General features: G+C 62.7%; 24 protein-coding genes and 1 tRNA gene. 9 read left to right on the top strand and 16 right to left on the bottom strand.

The features are described from left to right. Nucleotides 1-3: 3 nt before the first annotated feature. Entirely contained in the window at nt 4-1302 is a 1299-nt protein-coding gene (locus tag BMF35_RS03970; protein WP_047007002.1) for a homoserine dehydrogenase, read from the bottom strand. Between the two features lie 79 nt (nt 1303-1381). Beyond that, a complete protein-coding gene (locus tag BMF35_RS03965) occupies nt 1382-2266 on the bottom strand; it encodes a hypothetical protein (RefSeq protein ID WP_052766058.1) in 885 nt (294 codons plus the stop codon). Between the two features lie 374 nt (nt 2267-2640). On the opposite strand from BMF35_RS03965, the gene BMF35_RS03960 reads away from it, so the two are divergent. The 6 genes from BMF35_RS03960 (at nt 2641) to BMF35_RS03935 (ending at nt 6481) form a co-directional block, all read left to right on the top strand. Then, nucleotides 2641-3303, top strand: a complete 663-nt coding sequence (locus BMF35_RS03960) for an energy transducer TonB (protein ID WP_236781553.1) — start codon at nt 2641-2643, stop codon at nt 3301-3303. Between the two features lie 36 nt (nt 3304-3339). Continuing rightward, on the top strand, nt 3340-4191 hold the full coding sequence (locus tag BMF35_RS03955; protein WP_047007000.1) for a MotA/TolQ/ExbB proton channel family protein: 852 nt from the start codon (nt 3340-3342) through the stop codon (nt 4189-4191). An 84-nt stretch (nt 4192-4275) separates the two neighbouring features. After that, nucleotides 4276-4812, top strand: a complete 537-nt coding sequence (locus BMF35_RS03950; RefSeq protein ID WP_173426192.1) for an ExbD/TolR family protein — start codon at nt 4276-4278, stop codon at nt 4810-4812. Between the two features lie 49 nt (nt 4813-4861). Further along, nucleotides 4862-5299, top strand: coding sequence for an ExbD/TolR family protein (locus BMF35_RS03945; RefSeq protein WP_047006999.1), 438 nt, complete (start codon nt 4862-4864; stop codon nt 5297-5299). Nucleotides 5300-5469: 170 nt separating this feature from the next. Continuing rightward, a complete protein-coding gene (locus BMF35_RS03940) occupies nt 5470-5916 on the top strand; it encodes an ExbD/TolR family protein (protein WP_052766057.1) in 447 nt (148 codons plus the stop codon). Nucleotides 5917-5980: 64 nt separating this feature from the next. After that, on the top strand, nt 5981-6481 hold the full coding sequence (locus BMF35_RS03935) for an ExbD/TolR family protein (protein WP_156172134.1): 501 nt from the start codon (nt 5981-5983) through the stop codon (nt 6479-6481). A gap of 30 nt (nt 6482-6511) precedes the next feature. Here the strand turns inward: BMF35_RS03935 and BMF35_RS03930 are convergent, their stop codons facing one another. Beyond that, a complete protein-coding gene (locus BMF35_RS03930) occupies nt 6512-8968 on the bottom strand; it encodes a ligase-associated DNA damage response DEXH box helicase (RefSeq protein WP_173426191.1) in 2457 nt (818 codons plus the stop codon). A gap of 183 nt (nt 8969-9151) precedes the next feature. Here BMF35_RS03930 and BMF35_RS13550 point away from each other — a divergent pair, with 183 nt between their 5' ends. After that, nucleotides 9152-9958 carry a BON domain-containing protein gene (locus BMF35_RS13550; RefSeq protein WP_052766056.1) on the top strand — a complete coding sequence of 269 codons (807 nt, stop codon included), beginning with the start codon at nt 9152-9154 and terminating at the stop codon, nt 9956-9958. A gap of 61 nt (nt 9959-10019) precedes the next feature. Here the strand turns inward: BMF35_RS13550 and BMF35_RS03920 are convergent, their stop codons facing one another. Genes BMF35_RS03920 through BMF35_RS03905 form a run of 4 tightly spaced genes read right to left on the bottom strand, consistent with a single transcriptional unit; the run spans nt 10020 to nt 13446 of the window. After that, a complete protein-coding gene (locus BMF35_RS03920; RefSeq protein ID WP_047006997.1) occupies nt 10020-10835 on the bottom strand; it encodes a DUF2059 domain-containing protein in 816 nt (271 codons plus the stop codon). Nucleotides 10836-10868: 33 nt separating this feature from the next. Continuing rightward, nucleotides 10869-12287 (bottom strand): phosphoglucomutase/phosphomannomutase PgmG, encoded by a 1419-nt coding sequence (pgmG, locus tag BMF35_RS03915; RefSeq protein ID WP_047006996.1) that lies wholly within the window; start codon nt 12285-12287, stop codon nt 10869-10871. 31 nt (nt 12288-12318) lie between these two features. Next, on the bottom strand, nt 12319-12603 hold the full coding sequence (locus BMF35_RS03910) for a J domain-containing protein (RefSeq protein ID WP_047006995.1): 285 nt from the start codon (nt 12601-12603) through the stop codon (nt 12319-12321). Between the two features lie 3 nt (nt 12604-12606). Beyond that, complete coding sequence (locus BMF35_RS03905) at nt 12607-13446, bottom strand: division plane positioning ATPase MipZ (RefSeq protein ID WP_047006994.1); 840 nt, start codon at nt 13444-13446, stop codon at nt 12607-12609. Between the two features lie 68 nt (nt 13447-13514). Between BMF35_RS03905 and panC the strand changes: the two genes are divergently transcribed. Then, nucleotides 13515-14372: a pantoate--beta-alanine ligase gene (gene panC / locus BMF35_RS03900; RefSeq protein ID WP_071961171.1), complete on the top strand. Its 858-nt coding sequence runs from the start codon at nt 13515-13517 to the stop codon at nt 14370-14372. Then, complete coding sequence (gene glpD / locus BMF35_RS03895; protein WP_071961170.1) at nt 14369-15874, top strand: glycerol-3-phosphate dehydrogenase; 1506 nt, start codon at nt 14369-14371, stop codon at nt 15872-15874. The genes panC and glpD overlap by 4 nt, the downstream gene beginning before the upstream one ends. Here the strand turns inward: glpD and BMF35_RS03890 are convergent. The 9 genes from BMF35_RS03890 to pepN all read right to left on the bottom strand — a co-directional run bounded on the left by BMF35_RS03890 (nt 15843) and on the right by pepN (nt 25379). Next, nucleotides 15843-15916, bottom strand: a tRNA-Gly gene (locus tag BMF35_RS03890). The two genes, glpD and BMF35_RS03890, sit on opposite strands and share 32 nt — an antisense overlap. Before the next feature lie 72 nt (nt 15917-15988). Then, on the bottom strand, nt 15989-16588 hold the full coding sequence (locus BMF35_RS03885; protein ID WP_052766055.1) for an OmpA family protein: 600 nt from the start codon (nt 16586-16588) through the stop codon (nt 15989-15991). An 11-nt stretch (nt 16589-16599) separates the two neighbouring features. Next, on the bottom strand, nt 16600-18450 hold the full coding sequence (locus tag BMF35_RS03880) for a cation:proton antiporter (protein ID WP_047006991.1): 1851 nt from the start codon (nt 18448-18450) through the stop codon (nt 16600-16602). 78 nt (nt 18451-18528) lie between these two features. Next, a complete protein-coding gene (locus tag BMF35_RS03875) occupies nt 18529-19065 on the bottom strand; it encodes an adenine phosphoribosyltransferase (protein WP_047006990.1) in 537 nt (178 codons plus the stop codon). 18 nt (nt 19066-19083) lie between these two features. Then, nucleotides 19084-19941, bottom strand: coding sequence for a cytochrome c1 (locus BMF35_RS03870; protein WP_047006989.1), 858 nt, complete (start codon nt 19939-19941; stop codon nt 19084-19086). Nucleotides 19942-19970: 29 nt separating this feature from the next. Continuing rightward, entirely contained in the window at nt 19971-21266 is a 1296-nt protein-coding gene (locus tag BMF35_RS03865; protein WP_047006988.1) for a cytochrome b, read from the bottom strand. A 16-nt stretch (nt 21267-21282) separates the two neighbouring features. Next, complete coding sequence (gene petA, locus BMF35_RS03860) at nt 21283-21864, bottom strand: ubiquinol-cytochrome c reductase iron-sulfur subunit (RefSeq protein WP_047007589.1); 582 nt, start codon at nt 21862-21864, stop codon at nt 21283-21285. Between the two features lie 193 nt (nt 21865-22057). Further along, nucleotides 22058-22732: a peptidoglycan editing factor PgeF gene (gene pgeF / locus BMF35_RS03855; RefSeq protein ID WP_047006987.1), complete on the bottom strand. Its 675-nt coding sequence runs from the start codon at nt 22730-22732 to the stop codon at nt 22058-22060. Further along, nucleotides 22725-25379, bottom strand: a complete 2655-nt coding sequence (gene pepN / locus BMF35_RS03850) for an aminopeptidase N (protein ID WP_047006986.1) — start codon at nt 25377-25379, stop codon at nt 22725-22727. The genes pgeF and pepN overlap by 8 nt, the downstream gene beginning before the upstream one ends. Between the last annotated feature and the right edge of the window lie 2 nt (nt 25380-25381).

Here is a 25381-nt window from a genome sequence, read left to right as displayed (position 1 = left end):
AGCTCAGCCCAGCAAGCGCATCACCAAGGGCTCTTCGACGAGGCTCTCGGAGCCTTCGAGCAGGGCCAGAGCGGAAGCGACACCGCTTTCGGGACCGTCATGCGTCACCATGGCGACGAGCACAGGTTCGCCCGTATCGTCCGGCTGGCCGTGCTGCATCATGCTCTCGATGGAAACGCCGGCATCACGCATCGCGGCGGTGATCTCGGCCAGTACGCCTGGACGGTCGGCGACGACGAAGCGCAGATAGGCGCGGTTGCGACGGTGGCCCGGGTCGGCAGGCTCAGCGGCCTTGAGACCGGCAACCGGCAGCGAGAACGGCGCGGCGCGCGATCCTCTGGCGATATCGATAAGGTCGGCGACAACGGCGCTTGCAGTGGGGCCATCGCCCGCGCCCGCGCCTTCGAACAGCAGGCGGCCTGAAAAATTGCCTTCTGCCACCACCGCGTTCGTCGGCCCCGTCACCCCGGCCAGCGGGTGGCTGACCGGCACCAGATAGGGCGCGACGCGCTGGAACAGGTGGCCATCATCGCTCACATCGGCAAGTCCGATCAGGCGGATGACATAACCGAGCGCCTTGCCCTGCGCGATATCGGCGGCACGGATGCGAGTGATGCCGGTCGTCTCGACCGCATCGAAATCCAGCTGCGTGCCGAATGCCAGGCTGGCGAGGATGGCCAGCTTGTGACCGGCATCGACGCCCTCGATATCGAATGTCGGATCGGCCTCGGCATAGCCCAGCGCCTGCGCGTCGGAGAGCACTTCGGCAAAGTCCGCGCCCGCGCTTTCCATAGCGGAGAGGACGTAATTGCATGTGCCATTGAGGATGCCGTAAATCCGCTCGATGCGGTTCGCCGCCGCGCCTTCGCCCAGCCCTTTGACGACGGGAATGCCGCCCGACACCGCCGCTTCATAGCGCAGCGGCGCGTCACTCTGTTCGGCCAACCGCGCAAGCTCCAGCCCGTGATGCGCGATCATGGCCTTGTTCGCCGTGACCACGCCCTTGCCGCCAGCCAGCGCCTTGCGCGCCAGTGCGAGCGCAGGGCCGTCCGATCCACCGACCAGCTCCACCACGACATCCACATCCTCGCGCGCAGCGAAGGCGGTCATATCGTCTTCCCAGTCATAGGCGGAGAGATCGACCCCGCGGTCTTTCGACCGGTCGCGCGCGGAAACGGCCACAACTTCGATCGCCCGCCCGGCTCGCGCCGCAATCAGGTCGCCATTCTCTTCGAGCAGGCGCAATACGCCCGCACCCACTGTGCCCAGGCCTGCCAAGGCAATGCGTAAGGTCGCGGCCATCTATCCCGTCCTGTTCAAATCGTGCCGGTCGGACAAGTAAGTCGCGCTTTGACCGATGGCCACCGCAGTTCGGCTTTTCCTATGTAAAGCGCCGCTCGCATTCGCCCAGTTCGCGCAGAACGAAGGCATAATCCTCGCGCGCCTGTCGCTGGGCTGCCTGGTCACGCTGCAGGAAGGAATCGGCGGGCAGCTCGCGGGGCAGGAAGCAGGCGAGGCGATACCATTCCAGCGTCTCGCGCGCAGGCGGACGCGCGGCTGCATCAACGATTTCCCCTGCCGAAACGCCCCATTGCGGCTGCATGCCAGGGCGGCGGATGACCGTCAGCGACACAGGCGCGCCATCGGCGGTTTCGACGAACATCTGGCTTTCCGATTCGCCGGCAAGGTTGCCGGGAATCGAAATCACATCGCGCACGCCGGTCACGGCCGAAGGCGCACTGGCTACAGCCAGCTGTGTCAGCACACGGCGCACGCGCTCCTCGATACGCGGTCCTGCAGGCAGCATGGATTGCGAGGTAAGCAACTGAACCGCGCCCGGCTGGGTGCGCGACAGATCGGCAAACAGCAAGAAGCGCTGCTCGTCCAGATCGGGTGCATCGCCATCCGCGTCGCGCTGCTGGTCGACGACGAATGCCAGCTCGCCCGGCACGCTGGTCGGGGCGGTCAGCACGGCCTGGGTCAATGATTCGATATAGAGGCGAATCTGCGAAGGCGGCACGTCGGGCGCGCGCTCTGGCGGGAAGGCGATCTGGTCCTCCACCAGCACGATCGCCACGGTGTCGGCGGCCATCGCCCAATCGACCAGATCGGCATAGGTCGGGCTGAGCGAATCCGGCAATTCGCGCGCCGGCTGGTCCTGTGGAGCGGCCATGCCTGGCGTGGCGCAGCCGCTGGCGGCAAAGGCGAGCGGCACAGCCAGCAATGGCTTGATCAGGCGGGCGATAACGGAAGGCGAGGCAGGCATCGAAACAATATCCCTTCAAGGCGGGGCAGTCGCACGCAATAATGCATGAAACCGCAAGGTGGGTCCGTGCGTTTTCCATCATCACCGGCCAAGGCGTGAATCGAAACTTAATGAGAAAAAGGCTTTGCTACCGCTCGGTATGGCCGTTAAGAGCCGCCCAAGTCTGTCCGACGAGAACGATAAAAAATTCGGATGTGGCGATTTGGGCACATGTGTTAACATGGGTCATTCGTATCCGCGGCCTTGAAAGGTCGGGATCGCAAAATCACGAAGGACTGTCAGGGTTCCAATCCTGGTGATCCAGGGGCCGGATTTTTTGTCCGGTGAAACGATAAACGGAGTGAAGGGACTGGATGGCTTACGCTGACCAAGAGATGAGTGGCAATCGAGTGGTCTCGATTGTTATCGTTGCCCTTATCCACGTGTTGATCGGCTACGTGCTGATTTCCGGCCTGGCCATGTCGGCTGCCGAGAAAATCGTCGAGCGCGTGACGACAGTGGAGATTGAGGAAGAAGAACCGCCGGAGCCTGAAGAGGAGCCGCCGCCACCCGAGCCGGTGGAGCAGCCCGTCGCTCCGCCCCCGCCGGTCGCACCGCCGCCGCCGCTGTCCATCGCGACAAGCCCGCCGGATGTGGTCACGCAGCAGAACATCCCGCCGCGCACGCCGCCGGCGCTGACGATTCCGCCGCCAGCACCGCCTGCGCCGCCGGCGCCGCCGCCAGCACCGCCGCCACCGCCTTCGCAGGCTCGCGGAGTGCAGCCCGAAGGCCAGGCCCGCTGGCAGCGTCGTATCATCGAGAACTACCCTTCGCGCGCGCTACGTCGCGAAATCGAAGGTACGGTCGGCGTACGCGTTACCGTTGGTCCTGACGGTCGCGTATCGGGCTGCAGCGTGACGCGCTCTGCCGATCCGATTCTCGACGCCGCAGCTTGCGACGACATGACACGCTACGCGCGGTTCAGCCCCGCTCTCAATGACGCTGGCAATCCGATATCGGGCAGCTGGTCCACCAATATCGTTTACCAGATCAACTGATCACACAGATACTCTTCAGGAAGAGGAATATACCGCATGCTTATTGACCTTCTAGCAACCGGAGCCGCTGGTGCAGCGGAAGCTCCCGTCAACGAATTCGGCTTCTGGGAAGCTATGAACCAGGGCGGCATCGTCGCCTGGTCGATCCTCGGCATCATGGTCATCATGTCCGTGGGCTCGTTCTACATCCTGTTCACGAAGTATTTCGAACAGAACAAGGTGATGAAGGAGTACCGCTCGGGCCGCGCCGCTTTCTGGCGTGCCGGTTCGCTGAAGGAAGGCGCGACCAAGTTCGACAAGAACAGCGCATGGCGCCAGCTGGTGGACGACGGCATCCGTGCCGGCGACGAATCGGCCAAGATGCACGACAGCCTTGAATCGCATGATTGGCTGCACGGCACGCTGCAGCGTTCGGAAAGCTCGATCATGGCCAAGCTGAATGGCGGTCTGCCGTTCCTCGCCACGGTGGGTGCAACCGCACCGTTCGTGGGCCTGCTCGGCACCGTGATCGGTATCTACCGCGCCCTGATCAACATCGGCATGTCGGGTTCGGCATCGATCGACAAGGTTGCAGGCCCGGTGGGTGAAGCCCTGATCATGACCGCTATCGGTCTGCTCGTGGCTGTTCCGGCCGTGTTCGCCTACAACTACCTGATGAGCCGCAACCGTCGCATCCAGGCCATGCTGTCGGGCTTCAGCACCGACCTTCAGGCGAACATCACCTCCGATGGTGCGGTGAAGCCTTCGCTGATGACGGCGAACTCTACCGCTACGGCTGCCAAGTCGGCCAAGGCTGCTCCGGCAACGGCTAAGCCTGCTGCGAAGCCTGCCGCGTCGACCACCACCACTGGTACGACGACCACCGGCACCACGCCTCCGAAGCGCTAGGCCTCGGCACATTATCGCCTGGCGGGCATGATCGCATGCGAATGCCCGCCAGTGACTTTTACGACGTGATATAGGACGAGAGACATGGCCATTTCGATGGGCGGCGGCGAAGGAACGCCAATGTCGGACATCAACACGACGCCTCTGGTGGACGTCATGCTGGTTCTGCTGATCATCTTCCTGATCGCGGTTCCGGTGGCCATCCAGACGGTGGAGGAGCTGGAAATCCCGGTTCTCGTGTCGCAGGATTCCGATGACAAGGTCGAAAACCTGCTGATCACCGTGACCACCACGGACGCTGCAGGCCGCACGCCAAGCACTCTGAACACCGCCTATGAAGGCGCGACGCGCAATGGCGAGTGCCGCATTTTCATAAACAACACTACGCTGGTGAATTCGGAAGAACTGCGCGAGCAGGCTTTCGAGCGGCTGGACAGCATCGTGCAGCGCGCGGGCGGCCCCGAGGCGATTCTCGAGCAGCCCGACCTGATCCCGCAAGTGCACATTCGCGGCGACGTGAACGCCCCGTGGCGCTGCGTGGCAGGCACTATTTTCAACATCCAGGCGGCGGGCTATCCCACTGTCGGGTTCATTTCCAACCCCGTCGACCCGAACGGCTGATCCCAGCCAAATCCTCGACGCAAGCGGACGGAATTAGGAGTAACACACCATGGCAATGTCAGGCGGCAGAGACGATGGCGAGCCGATGATGGACATGAACATGACGCCGTTGATCGACGTCTTGCTCGTTCTTCTCATCATGTTCATCATCACCATCCCTGTGGCAACGCATGCGGTCAGCATCGACCTGCCGCAGCCCACCGACAACCCGAACACGCCCGAAGTCGATCCGGTGAAGAACAAGATCGTGCTCACTACTGATGAGCAGATCCTGTGGAACGGCACCTCGATCAGCGAAGGCGAGTTGGTGACGAACCTGCAGCGCTCTGTGGCGATGACCCCCGAGCCCGAAACACAGTTCGAGCCGGTGGCCAATGCCAGCTACGATCACGCAGCGCGCGTGCTGAACATCATAAACGGTTTCGGCCTCACGCGCTTCGGATTCGTCGGAAACGAGCAGTATCGCCAATTCGGCACCGGCGGCTGACGCGGCGAAGCGCTAACTTTCAATACCCGAAGAGGGGGCGGAGTGATCCGCCCCTTTTTTGTGTCTCCAGTCCGGTAAATCTTCTCGAGACAGTCTCGGCCAGAATAGCGCCCTGCTTGACAGACCTTACCGCGAGTGATGTGATAGCATCACATACCGAGGAGACGCTTATGGCTTATCGTTCCCGCCTGGTCGGTCGTCACACGAACACCACGCCCTCGCCGATGAACGAGCTCAACATCACGCCGCTGATCGACGTGCTGCTCGTTCTGCTCGTCATGCTGATCCTCTCCATCCCCATCGCCACAAACCGCTTGGACGTAGACCTGCCCGCCCCGTGCCCCGGCTGCGTGATGTCGGAGAGCGAAACCGTCGCACTGATCGTCCTCGCCGATGGCGGGATATTGTGGAACGGCGAACCTGTCACCGGCGATCAGCTCACCGCGCGCCTCGATGCCGCCGCCGCGCAGCCCGAAAACCCTGTCATCCGCTTCCAGCCTGAAGCCAATGCCAGCTACGAAGACAGCGTCCACGTCATCAACGCCGTCGCCGATGCCGGCGTCGACAAATTCGCCTTCGCCGGAAACGAGCAATATCGCGATTTCGATGCGCATTAGGCGCGAGCGAGGGCTGGACAGAGCCGGACCTGCCGACAATATCGCGCGATGCGGCTTTCTCGCGGTGGCAATCACCGCCATTGTCGCCTTTGCTTCCGTATGGCAGCCGGACACAGATGAACCATTGCAGGTGACGACCTTCGATCTACCTAATCCATGGTTCGCCACGGCAGAGGGAGCGCGGCATTGGGTCCGTCTGGGGGTCGACAGCCTCGGACGATTTTTTATCGACGGCGCCATAGTCACACCTGAGGTTGCACAGTCCGTGCTGGCCACGCACGCTGCTGAGAATTCGGAGACAGTTGTGCTCTTGGAACCAGAGGATGATGCACCTTTTGGCAACGTTTTGATCGCGCTAGGCATTGTGAGAAGCGCCGGATTGCGGCGAGATAGCCTCTGCTTCATGGGGATAGAGGCCCACAGGGACTTCGAGAAAGCGGTGGATCACGCATCTAAGCGAAACGCAACCACCAACGGCGCGGAAAGGGTAATGGTTGCGGCTCAATCCAGAACCGACACCCTACCAGTCTCGCCCAGATGTCCCGAATGGGAACTGCTTCACTAATGACGTCGGGCCACTAAATGCCTGCAATTCCTAAACCTCCGCCACACCATCCACGCGCATCGCCGCGCCTGCCAGCGTTTCCGCCTCCAGCAGCAATTCGTCATCCTGCGCGCCTTGCGGCACGGACTCCCGCCCGATCATCACCATCACGGGCACGGCGAGCGGGCTGACCCTGTCCAGCACGACGTGGTCCAGTTTCTCGGCGGCGGTATCGAGCAGGTCGCCCAGCCGTCCGATATCGGTCATATTGGCCCGCGCATCGGCCCATGCCGCCTCGATCAGCACATGGTCGGGCTCGTATTTGCGCAGCACGTCGTAAATGAGGTCGGTACTGAACGTCACCTGCCGCCCGCTCTTGCGCTTGCCGGGGTGTTGGCGTTCGACCAGCCCTCCGATCACCGCCACTTCGCGAAAGGCTCGGCGCAGCAGGTGGGAATCCTGCACCCAGTCGATAAATTCATCGGTCAGGATATCGGGCGAAAGCAGCGGCGCGGGGTCTTCGACCGGCTTCAGGCCCCACACCGCCAGCGAGTAATCATTGGCGACGAAGGCACCGGGCATCAGCCCCATATCCTCCATCCGCTTCGTCACCAGCATGCCCAGCGACTGGTTCGCATTCCAGCCAACGAACGTATAAAAGACGATGTACTCGCGGCCTGCATGCGGGAAGCTCTCCACAAGCAGATTGTCCGGGCCCGGCAGCTTGCTGCGCCAGTCCTGCACTTCCAGCCATTCGCGCACATCGTCGGGGAAGCGCGCCCAACCGGCCCGGTCCGTCAGCATGGCGCGCACACGGTCGGCCAGATGCGTGGTGAGCGGCATGCGCAGCCCGCCATAGCTGGGGATCATCGCCGCCTTGGAACTGCCACGCACGATTAGCTCCATGTCCTTCAGCTGTTCCACCTCGACATTCACGCCCGCGAACTGGAAGGTATCACCGGGCCTTAATGACGCGGCGAAGCGTTCCTCGACCCGTCCGAGAGAACGCCCGTTGCGAAAGCGCACGTCGAGCATTTCGGCATCGAGGATGATACCGGCATTCATGCGGTGGCGGTGCGCCTGCTCCGGGTGAGCAAGGCGCCACACGCCATCCTTGCCGCGCACGATGCGCTTGAACTTGTCATAGGCGCGCAGCGCATAACCGCCCGTGGCAACGAATTCGATGACGCGCCCGAACAGCTCTTGATCGACCGAGGCATAGGGCAGGCAGGATCGGACTTGCGACAACAACTCCGCCTCGTCGAACGGCGCGGCGCAGGCGCAAGCCATGATATGCTGGGCCAATACATCCAAGCCCCCGCGACGGAAATCCTCGCCATCGCGCTTGCCTTCGTCGACAGCTTCGCGCGCAGCAGTGGCCTCGAGAAACTCGAACCGGTTGCCCGGCACCAGCAGCGCCCGGCTGGGCTGGTCGAGCCGGTGATTGGCGCGACCTATGCGCTGCAACAGGCGGCTGGAGCCCTTTGGCGCGCCCATCTGCACGACGAGGTCGATATCGCCCCAGTCCACGCCCAGATCGAGGCTGGCCGTGCACACCAGCGCGCGCAATTCGCCGCGCGCCATCGCCCCCTCCACCTTGCGTCGCGCCTCTTTCGAGAGCGAGCCGTGGTGGATGCCGATCGGCAGCTTGTCCTCATTCGCATCCCACAGATGCTGGAAGATATATTCTGCAAGAAAGCGGGTATTGGTAAAGATCAGCGTGGTGTTGTTGGCCTTGATGCGCTCGTAGAGCTGCGGGATCGACCATGTGGCGGCATGCCCGCCCCATGGCACACGCTCTTCCTCGGGCAGCAGGATTTCCACCTGCGGCTCCGCGCCCGCTTCTCCGGTCACAAGGTCTACTGCGTCGAGATCGCCCCATGGCGCGATCCAGCTGCGGAAGGCCTCAGGGTCAGCCACCGTGGCGGAAAGGGCTGCGCGTTGCATGTCGGGCGCGATGGCTTGAAGACGCGATAATGCCACCGCCAGCAGGTCGCCCCGCTTCTGCGTGGCAAAGGCGTGGATTTCGTCGACCACTACCCGTTTCAATCCGGCAAAGAGCGAAAAGCTGTCTTCGTAGCTCAACAACAGGTGCAGGCTTTCCGGCGTGGTCAGCAAGACATTGGGCGGGCGGCTGCGCTGGCGGCGCTTGCGGTCCGACGGCGTATCGCCGCTGCGCGTTTCCACGCGAATATCGAGGCCGATCTCCTCGATCGGCGTGAGAAGGTTGCGCTGCACATCATGCGCCAGCGCCTTCAGTGGCGAAACGTAAAGCGTGTGCAAACCCTGCGGCGGTTTGCCATCGCCGATGCGGCTGGGGCTGAAGTCGGCGAGCGTCGGCAGGAAACCCGCCAGAGTCTTGCCCGCCCCCGTATCCGCCACCAGCATCGCGTGCTTGCCTGCATCGCTCGCCGCGAGCATTTCGGCTTGGTGCCTCCGCACGCGCCAGCCGCGCCCGTCGAACCATTCGGCGATCTCTGGGGGTATGTCTTCGGCGCTCACCACCATTCAACCTGCGGCGAGCGATGCGCGTTCCCGTCCCGGTTACGCCGAGGCGTGAGGCGGACGCGCTATCCCGTGGAGCAGACGATGGCACGACGCGTTTTCAAAACGATAGCCCGGCAGACACGGGCCTATCGCCTGCCCGCGGCTCCCCTCGCCCGGGTTGGCTACCCCCCAACGGAGAGTGACATGGCAAACCGATACAATCGAAATGGCGAGCGTTACAGCCGCTACTACAATGACGACCGCGGCTATGGCCGCCAGGCCGAGCAGTTCGAGCAGCGCAGTGAATCGCAATATGGCGACAGCGCCTATGCCGACGATGACGACTATTCGCGCCCGCGTAATTCGCGCGATAACGAGCGTTCGCCCTATGACGAGCAGCTGCGGCGTGATGACAGGCAGCGTGGCCAGCGCCGCGAGACCTCGCGCACCGATTACGACCCGATGAGCTATTACGAGCAGGACGATGCTCGCTATGGCCGAATGCGGTCCGATGCGACGCATGGCTATTTTCGCGGCGACGATTTCGGCGGCGAGCCGATCGGTGGCGGTGCCAGCTTCTTCCCGAGCTCCGACGATCGCTTCGGTCGTTCCTCGCGCAGCCGGTCCTACGACCGCGGTGAGCGCGGCTTCTTCGACAAGGCTGGCGACGAGATCGCAAGTTGGTTCGGCGATGAAGATGCGGCGCGTCGGCGCGAGATGGACAATCGCGGCCACGGGCCAAGCAATTATACCCGATCCAACGAGCGTATCCTCGAAGATTCCTGCGACCGCCTGACCGAAGATCGCGGCGTCGATGCGCGCGGTATCGAAGTGACGGTGGAAGACAGCGAAGTGACGCTGAACGGCACGGTCAATACGCGCTGGGAAAAGCGCCACGCCGAAGACATCGTGCATGACCTGTCGGGCGTGAAGCATGTGCAGAACAATCTGCGTATCGCGGAAGCGGATATGCGCGCAGGCACATCGCCGCAGGGCCGCGAAGTGTCCTGATCGCAGCGATCAGCTTAAGCATGAAGGGGCCGGTTCGTCCGGCCTCTTTTTTGCATGATTGTCAGAATTCGGCAGCGGCCGCACCAGCTTCGAGCGAGGCTTCGAGATCGGCCTTGCCGATGCCGGTGAGTCGGGAAAGCGTATTGCGCTCCTGCTCGCTCAGATCGGCGTAGCCGCGTTGCGGTGGAAGGTCAGCCGTCGCCGCTTGTATCTCGGCAAACATCTCGCCCATCGCACCGAAAGTCGCTTCGGGATCTGCAAACATCGCGCCCACGATGCGCGGATCGCTTGCCATAGTGTAGCTTTCGCGGGCAAATACAGCGCCAGTTTCCGTAGCATAGAAGGCGGAGATGTCAGCCAGCTGTTCGTCCGTGAAGCGGATGGCGTAAAGCTCGGCCATCACATCGCGCATCATCGGCTCCATCGCGCTCATCATCGCAGTGGTGGCGCCTTGCATGGCCTGCATGGTGAGCTCCTCGCGCTGTTCCCAAGCGGGGTCTATCAGCTCCAATGCTTCGCGAGCGGCACTCTCCTCGATCTCGTCCTCGGATAGGGCGTAGCCCAGCCGCTGGTTGAGAGCGGCGGCCGCACTGTTTCCACCCAGTTCCATCAGCGGCGACAACAGGCCGTCAAACATGCCGGACATCATCTCGGCCATCGCGCCCTCGGGGATGACCTGCGCTGCCAATCTGCGCGCAATTGGCATGCGTGCTTCCTGCTCGGGCGTCAGCGGTTCGACGGTGAAGGCCTCCGCCATCGCGTCGAACACCGCCTCTTCGTCCGGCGTGATGACTAATGGCTCCTGCTCCTGCGCCATCGCGGGTTGCGCCGCCAGCGCCAGCGGTGCGGCCAGCGCGATAATCCAGTTCTTCATCATGCGTCCCCTTGTCGGCCAGTCGCGGCCCAGTAATCAGTGCCCAACATTACTGCCGCGTTCGAGGCCGCTCAATGCCAATTGTTCATCGATCGAGGCAAGCAGGCGCTCCAGCCCTTCCTGCGTGTCGCTTTCCGCGCGCGCGACCAGCACGTCCTGTGTGTTGGAGGCGCGTAGCAGCCACCAGCCATCGTCGGTCGTCACCCGCACGCCGTCGGTCGTGTCCGCCACGGCATCGCTGGCGGCGATGCGCGCGGCGATCTCCTCGATGGCGGCGAATTTGCGGCTTTCATCCACTTGGAAGCGCATTTCCGGCGTGTTGATCATCTCGGGCATTGCGCCGCGCAATTCGGTCACGCTGCGCCCCAGCCGGGCGCTCGCCGCCATCAGGCGCACAGCGGCATAAAGCGCATCGTCGAAACCGTAATAATCGTCGGCGAAAAACACATGCCCGCTCATTTCCCCCGCCAATGGAGAGGAAACTTCCTTCATTTTGGACTTAATCAGCGAGTGGCCGGTCTTCCACATGACCGGCTTTCCGCCATGCGCCGCAACATGATCGAACAGGGCGCGGCTGGCCTTCACATCGGCGATAACAGTGGCGTTAGGTAGTCTTCCGAGGAGGTCCTCGGCGTAGATCATCAGTAACTGATCCCCCCAGACGACGCGGCCTTCACCGTCGATTGCGCCGATCCGGTCGCCATCGCCGTCGAATGCCACTCCGAAGTCGAGGTTCTTCGCCGCGACAAGGGCACGCAGGTCGACAAGGTTGGCCTCGACAGTGGGATCAGGATGATGATTGGGAAAATTGCCGTCGACTTCAGTGTACAGCAGGTGATGCTCACCCGGAAGGCGCTGGGTGAGGAGCTCCAGCGCCGGCCCGGCTGCGCCATTGCCCGCGTCCCAGCCGATCCTGAGGCCGGAAAGCACGCCCTCGTCTATCCCCGAGAGTGCAGTCAGCAAACGCTCGACATACTGTTCGATGATATCGACACTGTCGACTTCGCCCATGCCGCTGGTCCAGTCGCCCGCAGCCGCCAGTTCGCCGAGCCGCTGGATGTCGCCGCCGAAGAAGGGTCGCCCTTCAAATACCATCTTGAAGCCATTGTAATTGGCGGGATTGTGGCTGCCAGTTATCTGAATGCCGCCATCTACCTCTTCGGCTGAGGCTTCGGCGTAATACAGCATGGGCGTGGCGCTCATACCGATGCGGCGCACGGCACATCCGCCGGACGTCAGCCCCTCGATCAACGCATGTTCCAGCATGGGCGAGCTGACGCGGCCATCATAGCCGACCGCGACGCAAGGCCTGCGCCCTTCCACGCTGCCCTCGCGTAACAGAAGGGTCGCGAACCCGCGTCCGATCGCGCGAGCATCGTCCGGACCCAGCGTCTCGCCGATAATACCGCGAATATCGTATTCGCGAAGGGTGGTGGGGTCGAAAATGTGGCTCATGGCGGATCCCGCTTTTGCAAAGCCCGCTGCGTCACTCCACGCCGTCGGGCAATTCGTTTAGCAGCAGGTCGCGCGCGGCGTTCGCCTCGTGCACCTGCTCGTTCGTGCCACCTTTATCGGGATGGACCATGGCGACAAGCCGCTTATGCGCTGTCACGATATCCTTGCGCCCGGCACGCTCTTCCACGCCCAGCAGGCGGCGGGCGCGAAACAGCGCTTGGTTCCGCGTCGAGATTTTCGATTCCCACGGCCAGCGCTTCATGATCCAGCGATACATCAGCAGGATCGCAGCGCCGATAACGACGAATTTCATCATGGATCAGGCAAGCTCCAGCGGGCGCGTGGCAGTCGCTTCTGTTCTATCGTCACGCTCAGGCATGGGAAGGCGTAAATTTCCGACAAGGTTGCGCAATTCCTGCCGCGCGACGAGGTGGCTGGTGCCCAGCTCGCCCAATTGCCCCTTGTCGAGCAGCGTCAGGCCGGAGGGGAACAGTTCGCGATAGATCACGCGTTCGGATAGACCCTGCGACACGCGAAAGCCCACGCGCTTGGAAAGCTCCGTCAGTGCGCCATCGATGCGCCGCTGGTTGCGCGCATCGGTGAAGCCCGTGCGGTTGCGCACCACCACCCAGTCCATTTCGCGCTTCTGTTCTTCGATCGTCGCGCGGCTGCGCTTGATACGTGCTTCCCAGATCAATTCGGCGTAGAAGCTCAGCTTGCGGACCTTGAAATTCTCCGCATCAACATGGCCGATCAGGTCGAAATCGACGAAGCTGTCATTCATCGGCGTCACCAGCGTATCGGCGCTGGCGGCGACATGGCGGGCAAAAGGATCGTCACGCCCCGGCGTATCGAACAGCAGGAAGTCCATCCCCTTACTGATGCGCGCGGCTTCTTCCTCCAGCGCTTCGATACTGTCGCCATGGCAGATATCGAACACCGGGCCTGCCAGCATGATGCCGCGGCGCCGCTGCGTTTCGGCGCGGTTCTCGCAATAGCGGAAAAAGGTCTTTTGCCGCGTGTCGAGATCGAGCGCGGCCACCTTGGCGCCCTGATAGGCCAGCGCCACGGCGACGTGGACGGCGGTAGTCGATTTGCCCGTGCCGCCCTTCTCGTTGGCGAAGACGATGCGATGAGGGACTGTGGGTGGTGCGCTCAAAACCGGGCTTTCTCTGTTGGCGACAGGCCGCTAGGCCTTGGGCAACAGTCTATCGGAGCGCACGCCCCATGCAAACTGCCTTAACCCTTCCAGAGCTACGCTTGGCTGTGGAGAAACTGCGCGAAAGCGGCCCAAGAACAAGCACGGTCGCGCTGGTTTCGACCATGGGCGCGCTGCACGATGGGCACCTGACCCTGATGCGCGCGGCGGCTGAAAAGGCCGATCACGTCATCGCCTCCATCTTCGTCAATCCACGCCAGTTCGGCGAAGGGGAGGATCTGGACGCCTATCCGCGCCAGCTGGCCGAGGACTCCGCAAAGCTCGAAAGCGAAGGCGTGGCGCTGCTATGGGCGCCCGATGTTGCGGCCATGTATCCGGCTGGCTATGCCACCAATATCAGCGTTTCGGGCGTGAGTGCAGGCCTGTGCGGCGGCGACCGCCCCGGCCATTTCGACGGCGTCGCGACGGTCGTATGCAAGCTTTTCAACCAGGTGCGCCCGGACATGGCGCTGTTCGGCGAGAAGGACTGGCAGCAGCTTGCCGTCATCCGCCGCATGGCGCGCGATCTCGACCTCGCCTTCCCGCATGTCGATGCCATCCACGGCGTTCCGACCGTGCGCGAGGCAGACGGGTTGGCGATGAGCAGCCGCAACGCATACCTCTCGGCCGAACACCGCGCCGCTGCCGCTACCCTGCCACGCGCCATGGACGAGGCCATCGCGCGCATTCGCGACGGGCAACATGTGGGCCGCACACTGGCGGCTATGGAGGACGAATTGCTGGGCGCGGGTTTCTCGCGCGTCGACTATGCCGAATTGCGCGATGCCGACAGCATAGCCTCACTCGATGGCGACAATGGCAATGCCCGCTTGTTCGTCGCAGCACGGATCGGTGGCACGCGGCTGATCGACAACAAGCCTGTATGATCTACGACCTGCTCATCATCGGCGGCGGCATCAATGGCGCGGGGATCGCGCGCGATGCGGCAGGGCGCGGCGCGAAAGTGTTGCTGGTGGAGAAAGACGATCTCGCTGGACATACCTCCAGCGCATCGACCAAGCTGGTGCATGGCGGCCTGCGCTATCTCGAGCATTATGAATTCCGCCTGGTGCGCGAGAGCCTGATGGAGCGCGAGCGGCTGCTGACCATCGCGCCGCATATCATCTGGCCACTGCGCTTCATCCTGCCGCACGACAAGGGCCTGCGCCCATCGTGGCTGCTGCGGCTCGGCTTGCTGCTTTACGACAACCTGGGCGGGCGCAAATTGCTGCCGGGGACGCGGACGATATCCTTACGAGACGAACCGCATGCGTCCGTTCTGGAGGACCGCCTCACTAAGGGATTCGAATATTCGGATTGCTGGGTGGAGGATGCGCGGCTTGTCGTGCTCAACTGCATGGATGCGCGCGAACGCGGCGCGGACATTCGCACGCGCACCGAGTGCACCGCGCTGGAACGCGCGCCCGATTGCTGGACGGCGACCTTGCGCGGCCCGGATGGCGAAAGCACGGTAACGGCGCGCAAGATTGTCAATGCCGCCGGGCCATGGGTGGACCATGTGCTCGGCAAGGCCGATGCCAGCGGCGAAGGGGCGCTCCGGCTGGTGAAAGGCAGCCACCTCGTCTTCCCGCGCCTTTACGAAGGCGACCACGCCTACATCTTCCAGAACCGCGACAATCGCATCATCTTCGCCATCCCCTATGAAGGCCGCTTCACGCTGGTAGGCACGACCGACAAGGCCTTTGATGGCGATCCGTCGGGTATCGATATCTCGCCGGAGGAGGCGGACTATCTCTGCGAGGCGATCAACGAATATTTGCGCCGCGATGTTACGCCCGAAGATGCTGTGTGGAGCTATGCCGGGGTTCGCCCGCTTTATGATGACAGGTCATCGGACCTCTCCACTGTCACCCGCGACTACGTGTTCGAGATGGAGGAGAAGGGCGGCGCGCCGATCCTTTCCATTTTCGGCGGCAAGATCACCACCTATCGCAAACTGGCGGAGCATGCGCTCGACACGCTGGGCTGGGCGAAAACGGACGGCTGGACGGCCGATCGAGACCTGCCCGGCGGCGATATCGAGCCGCTGGAATTTGCCGGCTTCGTGGCCGAGTGCGACGCGCGCTATCCGTGGTTCGGACCTCGGGGAACGCTCCGCCTCGCTCGCGCATATGGCACACGACTGCACGCTATTCTGGACGGCGCGACTGGCACCGCCGATCTCGGCGAGCATTTCGGTCTCGACCTGTATGAGCGGGAGCTGGACTATCTGGTTCGCGAAGAATTCGCTGTCACCGCCGAGGATGTGCTGTTCCGGCGCAGCAAGTTGGGCCTGCATCTGTCGGCAGCCGAACGGCAGCGCGTGGAAGACTGGTTCGCCAAGCGCGCCGAAGGGATGGAGCGGGTAAGGGGAATCGAACCCCTCTAGCCAGCTTGGAAGGCTGGAGCATTACCACTATGCTATACCCGCGCTCCGAGCCCACGCCACTGCCGTGGCCGGGCGCGCCAGTCAAGCGTCCTCGTTTGCTGCCATATCCGTCGTCTAGTCGCCTGGAGGCGCTATCGTAATTTCGACGCGGCGGTTCTGGCGGCGGCCTTCCTCATTCGGTGTGCCATCAGGGAGGGCATTCGGCGCGAGCGGGTTCTGCTCGCCAAAAGCGATGACTTCGATCCGGTCATTATCGACACCGCGCTCCACCAGCCATGCCGCCACGGCTTCTGCACGCGAACGTGAAGCGCGCAGGTTCGCCGCGTCGTTTCCGCCCGAATCGGTATGACCGGCAAGGATGACGGGCCAATCCTCGTCCATCGCATCTTCCTGCAGCAATCCGATCAGGCGACGCTCTGCCGCCTGAGAAATTTCGGGGCCGTCGGGGAAGGACAGCGTTATCTCGACCGGTTCTGCCGGCTCTTCCGGCTGGGGCGACGCAGCCGCCGCTTCTTCTTCCACATCCTCTCGCAGGATGGACGGGATCGGCGCGTCCGAAGCGTCCGGCGTTGGCGAAGCAAGAGCTTGCGGATCGCCTGTCTCCTCCCCGGTTTCGTCATCGGGAGCCTCCTCACCACCTTCGCGGCGCAACTCGCAAGCGGAGAGGGCAAGCGTCGCGGCAAGGGTCAAAGCGATGGTGGGCAGCGTTTTCATGTCAGCTCTCTTCATGCCGTTTGCGGCTTTTGTCCGGTCGGGTTCGATTTGCGCGCGGCCTTCTCTTCGGCAGATTTTTCGCGCGGCGGGGAGAAGGATATGACCACATCGCCCGCTTCGGGCGTGGGCGTGGCGGCGTGGGTGAAGAATTTCAGCTCTCCGCTGGGCTTGATCAGCATCAGCATATTGGCCGCTTCGGGCAGGTTGTCGCGCGCATCGTCGACATCGTATTTTTCCGACAGTGTCGTGCGGCGGAAGACCCAGCCTTCACGCTGGCGCGCGGCAACATCCTCCACGCCGAATCCGCTGGCAAACAGGGCGCGACCGCGAAGGGACGCGGGTAGGGCATGTCGGTCGTCGGAGTCCGCACCTTCGCCCAGCTGATAGACTTTATCGGTGCCGATCTCCGGTGCGAATTCTGCGCAGACCAGCGCGTTATACGCTTCGTTCTCGGTCGCGGCGATCAGCACCTGGTATGGCGTCAGGTCGAGATTGTGCTCTGTCGCCTCGTGCAAGACTTCACCATGGTAGGTGGGCAGTCCTTTCTCTCGCGCACGCTTCAGGCTCTGCCAGCTCGAATCGACGATCATCACAGGCGTATCGAGGGCCTGCATCCGTTCTCCCAAGGCGACAGTCCACGGTGTGGACCCGACAATGAGGATGCCGGGGCGGCTCGCGCCTTTCACCTTAAGCAGCTTCGCCACGATGTCGATCGTGAAGCCGTGCGCAATGATGGTGGTGACGACGACGGCGAAACTGAGGCCGATCAGCAGGTTCGCCCGCTCCACGCCAAGATCTTCCAAGCGCAGGGCGAACAGGCCGCAGATGGCCACCAGCACGATGCCGCGCGGGGCGATCCAGGCGAGGAACAGCCGCTCGTTCCACGGGATATTGGAGAAAGCGAGGCTGATAAGCACCGTCGCGGGACGCACCAGAAAGAGCAGCGTCAGCAGGAAGAGGCCGAAGCGCCATTCGAACTCACGCAAGGCCTCGAAATCCAGGCTGGCCGATAGCAGGATGAAGATTCCCGACACCAGCAGCACCGCGATATTCTGTTTGAACGGGTGGATGCTGCGCAGCGAAGACACGTGCATATTGGCAAGGGCAATGCCCATGACGGTCACAGCCAGCAGGCCCGCTTCATGCTCGATCTTGTTGCAGATTACGAAGGTGCCGATGACCGCGACCAGCAGGACGGGCACTTTCAGATATTCCGGCACGAAACCACGCGGGAAACTCCATGCAATGGCCTTGGCGGCGGCATAGCCGATCAGCCCCGACACAGCCGCGGCAATGGCGATCTCGGGCACGACATCGTACACATTGTCGTTGAGCGCGATGGCGCGGAAGTATTCGAAAGCTATCACCGCGGCGAGCGCACCGAAGGGATCGTTGACGATGGCTTCCCATTTGAGCAGCGCAGCCGGACGTTGCTGTACGGCGCTCTGGCGCAACAGCGGAATGACCACAGTCGGGCCTGTCACCACGAGGATGCCTGCAAACAGGATCGCTACCGGCAGCGCCAGTCCCGCCACGTAATATCCGGCCAGCGACCCGAAGAGCCAGCCCAGCGGCACGCCGATGATGACGAGCCGCCACACACCGCCTGCATATTTGCGGAATTCGCGGAAATCGAGGCTGAGGCCGCCTTCGAAGAGGATGAGCGCCACGCCGATGCCGACCATGGGTTGCAGCAGGTCGCCGAATGTCTCGCGCGGGTCGATCACGCCTAGGACCGGTCCGGCTAGGAAACCGGCGGCGAGCATGAGCACGATGGCGGGCCATCCCGTGCGCCAGGCCACCCATTGCGCGCCAATGCCGAGAATCCCGACAAGCGCGATAACAAGGGCCTGTGATTCCATGTGTCTCCCCGTCCGGGACGGCTGTCCCTACCTACCGATCACCAATGCGCCAGCAGGGTCTTCTATCCTGACAGACTGTCAGTGCCCGTCAAATGCCAGCAGCGCATGGGTCTTTACGCCCGCACTTGCTAGCGCTGCCGCACCGCCGAGTTCCGGCAGATCGACAGCGAACAATGCATGCTCGACCCGCGCGCCTGCTTTGCGCAGCAATTTGGCTGCCGCCAGCGCCGTGCCGCCGGTTGCCAAAAGATCATCCACGACGAGCACATGCTGGTCCGCCGCCACGATAGTCGGATCAAGTTCCAGCACCGCTTCGCCATATTCGAGGGCGTAGGACTGCTCGAGGCACGGGACCGGCAACTTGCCTGCCTTGCGCATCGGAATGAAGCCGGTGCCAAGGTGCATGGCCAGCGCCGTGCCGAAGATAAAGCCCCGCGCCTCTATGCCCGCAATCGCCTGCACGTTCAGTGGACGCGCCAAGTCTGTCAGGCGATCGATACAGGCCGCCAGCCCCTCTCCATCGGCGAGAAGCGTGGTGATGTCGCGGAACTGGATCCCCTTGGCAGGGAAATCCGGAACAGTACGGATCAGCGCCTTGAGCTGGTCGTCCGTCAAGCTGGCGGCGCCGATACGTCAGTCCTTCCGGCGGACAGGCTTGATGTCGGCCCAGACCTGCTTCTTGGCGAACCATGCAAGGATCGTGGCGAAGAGGACGAATAGCAGCACCGCCCAACCCGTTTCCTTGCGCTCGATCAGGCTGGGTTCCGCCGTCCATGTCAGGAAAGCGGACACGTCTTCCGACATCTGTTCGATCGTGGCTTCGGTGCCGTCATTATAACTCACCTGGCCGTCCGACGTGATCGGCGGGGCCATGGCGATATTGAGGTTGGGGAAATACGGGTTGTGGTACAGCCCCGGCCCCGGCAGCGCGTCGGGCAGGTTCGTCGCCAATGTCTCGGACGGTTCCTGATAGCCGATCAGCAGGTGATACACGTAATTCGTGCCATCGGGACGCGCCTTCGTCATCAGCGACAGGTCCGGCGGGATGGCGTTGTTGTTGGCCGCAGCAGCAGCCACGTCATTGGCGTAGGGCGAAGGAAAATAATCGGTCGGCAGAGCCGGGCGCATGATGGAATCGCCGGTATCCGGATCGATACCGGGCACCTGCCAGCTGGCCGCCTCAGCCTTCACCTGATCTTCGGAATAGCCGAGCTGCTCCAGATTGCGGAAGGCGACGTAGTCGAGCGAGTGACAGGCGGCGCACACTTCCTTGTAGACCTGGTAGCCGCGCTGCAATTGCGCGATATCCCACCGGCCAAGCCCGCCCTCGAAGGAGAAGCCACCTTCAGGGCCATCGCCATGCAGGACGAAGTCGTAGGTCGTATATGCCGGTGCGTCTTCGGTCGCAGCAGTGTAGGCGCCGACGCCGAGCGAGACCAGGGCCACGAATGCGAAGCCCAGACCGATCAGGATTCCAACGAGACGGATCATGTTCTTGTATTTCCCCTAAACGCTCTCGTTCAGACGCCTACCGGCCTGGCGTTCTCGCCCAGCACGGCTGTCTTGTCGGAACCCAGCACAGCCTCGGTGATCGAATATGGCAGCGGATCGGGCCGCTCGATCGAAGAGATGATCGGCAGGATCACGAGGAAGTGCAGGAAGTAATATGCGGTGAAGATCTGGCTCAGCATCACATAGGGCTCTTCCGCCGGCGCACCGCCGAGGAAGAACAGCATCGCCATGCACGGGATCAGGCCGAACCAGAAAAACTTGCGGAACAGCGGGCGGTAATGGCCGCTGCGCACCGGACCCTTATCGAGCCAGGGCAGGAAGAACCATACCAGGATCGCGCTGAACATGGCGAGTACGCCCCACAGCTTGGCCGGCAGGATGAAGTCGAAGGTGAAGGCGCGCAGGATCGCGTAGAACGGATAGAAATACCATTCGGGCACGATGTGCGCCGGGGTCGAGAGCGGGTTCGCCTCGATATAATTGTCCGGGTGGCCAAGCACGTTCGGGATGAAGAACACGAAGGCCAGGTAGATCAATAGGAAGACGCCGAGCCCGAAGCCGTCCTTCGCCGTATAATACGGGTGGAACGGCACCGTGTCGCTTTCCTGCTTCACTTCCACGCCCGTCGGGTTGGAGGAGCCCGGAATGTGCAACGCCCAGATGTGCAGGATCACGCACCCTGCAATCACGAAAGGCAGCATGAAGTGCAGGCTGAAGAAGCGGGTCAGCGCGGCATTGCCCGGCGCATAACCGCCTAGAATGAAGATCTGCAGCGGCTCACCCACCAGCGGGATGGCGGAGAACAGGCCGGTGATGACCTGCGCGCCCCAGAAGCTCATTTGGCCCCATGGCAGCACATAGCCCATGAAGGCGGTGGCCATCATCAGCAGGAAGATCACGACGCCGATCAGCCAGATCATCTCGCGCGGCGGCTTGTACGAGGCGTAGAACAGCCCGCGGAAGATGTGGATGTAGATGACAACGAAGAAGAAGCTTGCACCGTTGGCGTGGGCATAACGCATCAGCCAACCCCAGTTCACATCGCGCATGATGTGTTCGACGCTCGCAAAGGCGAGGCCGACATCGGAGGCGTAGTGCATCGCCAAGACGACACCGGTAACGATCTGCAAGACGAGGCAGAAACCGGCGAGGACACCGAAGTTCCAGAAATACGAAAGGTTGCGCGGCACGGGGTAACCGGCGCCCACAGCATTATAAATAAGGCGCGGCACCGGCAGCTTCTCATCGAGAAACTGGGTGAAGCCGTTGGCAGGCTTGTATTCGCGGGCCCAGGGAAAACTCATGGTCGTCTCTCTCGCCTTATCCGATCAAAATCGTCGTATCGGAAGTAAACTGGTATTCCGGCACCACCAGATTGGTGGGCGCGGGGCCTTTGCGGATACGCGCGGCGGTGTCGTAATGCGAGCCGTGGCAGGGGCAGAAATAGCCGCCATACTCGCCCTTGTTCTCACCTTCCGCAGCGCCGAGCGGCACGCAGCCGAGGTGGGTGCAAACGCCCATCACGACGAGCACATCCTCATGGCCGACCTGCGTGATGTCCGAAAGCGCCGCCGGATCGCGCAGCTCCGAAAGCGGCACGGCGTCGGCGGCCTCGATCTCGGCAGGCGTCAGGCGGCGGACGAACACGGGCTGTTCGCGGAAAACCGCCTTGATGGCCTGACCCGTTTCGAGGCCCGAAATGTCAAGTTCGGTGGTGCTGGCGGCCAGCACGTCTGCCGACGGGGCCATCTGGGTCAGCAACGGGATCAGCGTCACCGCGCCGCCGACACCGGCGGCCGACACGGCTGCAATCTCGATAAAGTCGCGGCGACGAACGCCGTCCTTGCCCGCAGTTTCAGCTGTTACTTCAGCCGTTTCAGCATTGCCGGTGGTGGTTGCCATGCCCTTGCCTTGCTTGCCCGTCACGGGGTCGCGGTATCGCGTCCCCTTAGCTTTTGGAATAACCCGTATTGAAACCGCAAGACAAAGGCTTGCCGAGCGGCGGCTTGGCGCGGCTGATAGACGAGGCGGGGCGCGCCATCAACCCGCCTTTTGGCGGTTATATGACAAGGGCTGTTGCGCGCGGCGCAACTATTCAGCGTGGCAGGGCAATCAGGGAGAGCTGGCGCGCAGTTTTGTCGCCGTTCTGGTGCGTCGCGCGGCGGTAGGAATGGAAGCGGTCGGCATTGGCATAGGTGTCGAGTCGCAGCGGATCGACTGTGGCAATACCAGCCAGTTTCAGCCGGCTCGCGACGAAGCCTTCCAGATCGAATTGCCATTTCCCCGAAGCGCCCGATTTGAAGAAGGTGTGATCCTGCGGCGTGAATTCAGCGCGCATGTCTTCTCCGACTTCATAGCTTTCCTGCGCGATGCATGGGCCGATGGCAGCAGTAATCCGCCGGCGGTCCGCGCCGAGCTCTTCCATCGCCGCAACGGCGTTGGCGATGACGCCGCCTTGCGCTCCGCGCCACCCGGCATGGGCTGCGCCGATGACGCCGGCGATCTCGTCGGCCAGAAGGACCGGCGCGCAATCCGCCGTCACAATGCAGAGTGCGATTCCGCGCTTGTCCGTCACCATGGCATCGGCTTCAGGCCGTTCGCCATGATCGAACGCTTGCGTAACGCGAACGACGTCAGGCGAATGCACCTGTTTCAGCATGGCAACAGGCATCTCGCCCACGGCAAGGGCGGTGGCGTTCGCATCGCTCTGCTCGCCGTCGAGAAAGCCGTGCGGCACGCTCAGGCGACCGGACCGGATGACCTCAGCCAAGGCTGCGGCTCACTTGCTCATGTGTGTCGCGAGAGAGGCCCGGCGCCTTGGCGATCCGCTCCAGCTGCGCCTTCATCAGGGCAGAGCGATCCGGCTCGATCCGCCGCCAGCGCCCCAGCGGCGTGACGAAGCGCGCGGCGGTCTGCGGATTGATCGGATCGAGCGCCAGGATCAGGTCCGCGATCACGCGATAGCCTTCGCCGGACGGATCGTGGAAGGCGTTCTGGTTCACGGCGAAGCCCATATAGAGCGAGCGCACGCGATTGGGGTTCTTCAGCGTAAACTCGGGATGGTCTGCCAGCGCCTTTACATGCTCGATGACACCCGGATGCGTCGACATGGACTGCAACGAGAACCACTTGTCAATTACCAGCGCATTGCCTTTGAAGCGGTTGTAGAAATCGAGAAGCGCATTGGTCCGCTTGATACCGTCCGCACCTGCCAGCACCATCAGCGCGCCCTGCCGATCGGTCATGTTGTCGGCCGCCTGATATTGCTCCCATGCCATTGCCTTGCCGCGATCGGGGTTGCCGGCGGCCATGTAGATCAGCGCCTGCGTCTTTACCTTGCGCGCGCCGCGCGCCTCGGCAGAAAGGCTGTATGGCACCGCGCTCGCCCTCTCATGCATGGCGGCGAACTGGTCTTCCAGCTGCGCGCCGATGGCAGACCGCAGGGCAGCGCGTTCTTCATGGATTCGGCCCGGATCGGCGATTGCCATCGTCTCGGCGAGATAACCCTCTGTCGGCAGCACCAGCAGCTCACCGCGCATCAGATCGTCGAGACTGTCATCGGCAAGCACGCTGCCAATGGCGCTGGCGATGGCTTCGCGGGCGCTGTCGCGGTCATCATCCGACAATTCGCCCGACACGGCATGTTGTAAATGGCCGACCACCAGATCCTGCAAGGCCTCGTAACGGGCGAACGGATCGTCATCATGCGCGGCGAGGAAGACAAGGTCTTCATCCGACACGTCGCGCGACATGGTCACAGGCGCGGAAAAGCCGCGATTGATCGAAAGCACGGGCGACGCGCCAACATTCCCGAACCTGAAGCTACCTTGAGCTTCGGTCAGGGTAACCAGCTGTTCACCACCGTGTTTCCCGGTTTCCCTGTCGAAGATCGCCGTGCGCAGCGGGATGGGCATGGGAGATTTGCTCTCCTGCCCCGGCGTCGGCGGCACCTCTTGCGACAGGTGCAGCACCGCATCCTCGCCATCCTTTTCCAGCCGCGCGGTGATTTTCGGCGTGCCTGCCTGCGAGTACCAGAGGCGGAATTGCGTAAGATCGAGACCGGCGCCATCCTCCATCGCCTTCACGAAATCCTCGCATGTCGCCGCCTCGCCATCGTGGCGCTCGAAGTAGAGGCCCGTGCCCTGCCGGAAGCGCTCCGGCCCGCACATGGTGCGCATCATGCGGATGACTTCGGCGCCCTTGTTGTAAACCGTGGCGGTGTAGAAATTTGAGATCTCGCGGTAGCTGTCCGGACGGATCGGATGGGCGAGCGGTCCGCTATCCTCGGGGAATTGCGCACCACGCAGCACGCGCACATCCTCGATGCGCTTGACAGGTGCGCTGCCCATGTCCTGGCTGAAGAGCTGGTCGCGCAGCACGGTGAACCCTTCCTTCAGGCTCAGCTGGAACCAGTCGCGGCAGGTGACGCGGTTGCCCGACCAGTTGTGAAAATATTCATGCGCGATCACGCCTTCGACCCCGTCAAAGTCGCCATCGGTCGCCGTCTCTTCGTCCGCCAGCACATATTTGGTGTTGAAGACGTTGAGGCCCTTGTTCTCCATCGCGCCCATGTTGAAATCCGACACGGCGACGATGTTGTAGAGATCGAGATCGTATTCGCGCCCGAAGGTCTCCTCGTCCCAACGCATGCTTTTCTTCAGCGATTCCATCGCATGGCCGGTGCGACCCTCGTCGCCCTCGCGCACATAGATGTTGCAAGTGACTTCGCGGCCCGAGGCGGTGATGAAGGTGTCCGTGTTGCTGACAAGGTCGCCCGCCACCAGCGCGAACAGGTAGCTCGGCTTGGGCCACGGGTCGTGCCACTCGGCCCAGTGGGTGCCATCCGCCTCTTCGCCGCTCTCTTCCAGATTGCCATTGGCCAGCAGCACAGGGAACGCTGCCTTCGTACCGCTCATGCGCACCGAGTAAACGGAAAGCACATCGGGGCGGTCGGGGAAGAACGTGATGCGGCGGAAGCCCTCGGCCTCGCATTGCGTGCAGAGCATACCGTTCGAGGCGAACAGCCCCATCAGCTTCGTGTTGGCCGCGGGATTGATCGTCGTCTCGATCACGATCTCATGCGCATCGCCCGGCAGTGACACGAGCAGGTCGCCGTCATCCATTGTCCAGCTGTCGACCTGTTCGCCATCGACCGCGACCGATTGCGGCTCCAGCTCGTCTCCGTTCAGCCGGATCGTGGGGGAGGCTTCGGCTTGCGGATTGCGCTCTACGCTCAACTTCGCGGTGACATGCGTCTCTTCCAGCCCCAGTTCGAAATGGAGATGGACCTCCGGCAAGTTCCACGCGAAGGGCGTGTAATCCTCGCGCCGGATAATCGCCGGTTCCTGCGGTTCGGGTGCGGCATCGGCGAGGTGCTGGTTGCCATCTGGCGTGGAGGGCGTGCGAGCGATATCCATGG

Origin of the sequence: Aurantiacibacter gangjinensis (genome assembly GCF_001886695.1) — a bacterium.
Taxonomy (GTDB): domain Bacteria; phylum Pseudomonadota; class Alphaproteobacteria; order Sphingomonadales; family Sphingomonadaceae; genus Alteraurantiacibacter; species Alteraurantiacibacter gangjinensis.
Note: the sequence above shows the minus strand (reverse complement) of the source record. Positions and strands in the feature narration are given on the sequence as shown.

Bases quoted from the DNA above. Each gene is read 5' to 3' on its own strand.
- BMF35_RS03965 (WP_052766058.1), bottom strand. From the start codon at position 2,266: ATGCCTGCCTCGCCTTCCGTTATCGCCCGCCTGATCAAGCCATTGCTG.
- petA (WP_047007589.1), bottom strand. From the start codon at position 21,864: ATGGCAACCACCACCGGCAATGCTGAAACGGCTGAAGTAACAGCTGAA.
- BMF35_RS03950 (WP_173426192.1), top strand. From the start codon at position 4,276: ATGGCCATTTCGATGGGCGGCGGCGAAGGAACGCCAATGTCGGACATC.
- BMF35_RS13550 (WP_052766056.1), top strand. From the start codon at position 9,152: ATGGCAAACCGATACAATCGAAATGGCGAGCGTTACAGCCGCTACTAC.
- glpD (WP_071961170.1), top strand. From the start codon at position 14,369: ATGATCTACGACCTGCTCATCATCGGCGGCGGCATCAATGGCGCGGGG.
- BMF35_RS03970 (WP_047007002.1), bottom strand. From the start codon at position 1,302: ATGGCCGCGACCTTACGCATTGCCTTGGCAGGCCTGGGCACAGTGGGT.
- BMF35_RS03960 (WP_236781553.1), top strand. From the start codon at position 2,641: ATGAGTGGCAATCGAGTGGTCTCGATTGTTATCGTTGCCCTTATCCAC.
- BMF35_RS03870 (WP_047006989.1), bottom strand. From the start codon at position 19,941: ATGATCCGTCTCGTTGGAATCCTGATCGGTCTGGGCTTCGCATTCGTG.
- BMF35_RS03880 (WP_047006991.1), bottom strand. From the start codon at position 18,450: ATGGAATCACAGGCCCTTGTTATCGCGCTTGTCGGGATTCTCGGCATT.
- BMF35_RS03920 (WP_047006997.1), bottom strand. From the start codon at position 10,835: ATGATGAAGAACTGGATTATCGCGCTGGCCGCACCGCTGGCGCTGGCG.
- BMF35_RS03940 (WP_052766057.1), top strand. From the start codon at position 5,470: ATGGCTTATCGTTCCCGCCTGGTCGGTCGTCACACGAACACCACGCCC.
- BMF35_RS03865 (WP_047006988.1), bottom strand. From the start codon at position 21,266: ATGAGTTTTCCCTGGGCCCGCGAATACAAGCCTGCCAACGGCTTCACC.
- BMF35_RS03910 (WP_047006995.1), bottom strand. From the start codon at position 12,603: ATGATGAAATTCGTCGTTATCGGCGCTGCGATCCTGCTGATGTATCGC.
- BMF35_RS03955 (WP_047007000.1), top strand. From the start codon at position 3,340: ATGCTTATTGACCTTCTAGCAACCGGAGCCGCTGGTGCAGCGGAAGCT.
- BMF35_RS03930 (WP_173426191.1), bottom strand. From the start codon at position 8,968: ATGGTGGTGAGCGCCGAAGACATACCCCCAGAGATCGCCGAATGGTTC.
- BMF35_RS03945 (WP_047006999.1), top strand. From the start codon at position 4,862: ATGGCAATGTCAGGCGGCAGAGACGATGGCGAGCCGATGATGGACATG.
- panC (WP_071961171.1), top strand. From the start codon at position 13,515: ATGCAAACTGCCTTAACCCTTCCAGAGCTACGCTTGGCTGTGGAGAAA.
- pgmG (WP_047006996.1), bottom strand. From the start codon at position 12,287: ATGAGCCACATTTTCGACCCCACCACCCTTCGCGAATACGATATTCGC.
- pepN (WP_047006986.1), bottom strand. From the start codon at position 25,379: ATGGATATCGCTCGCACGCCCTCCACGCCAGATGGCAACCAGCACCTC.
- BMF35_RS03885 (WP_052766055.1), bottom strand. From the start codon at position 16,588: ATGAAAACGCTGCCCACCATCGCTTTGACCCTTGCCGCGACGCTTGCC.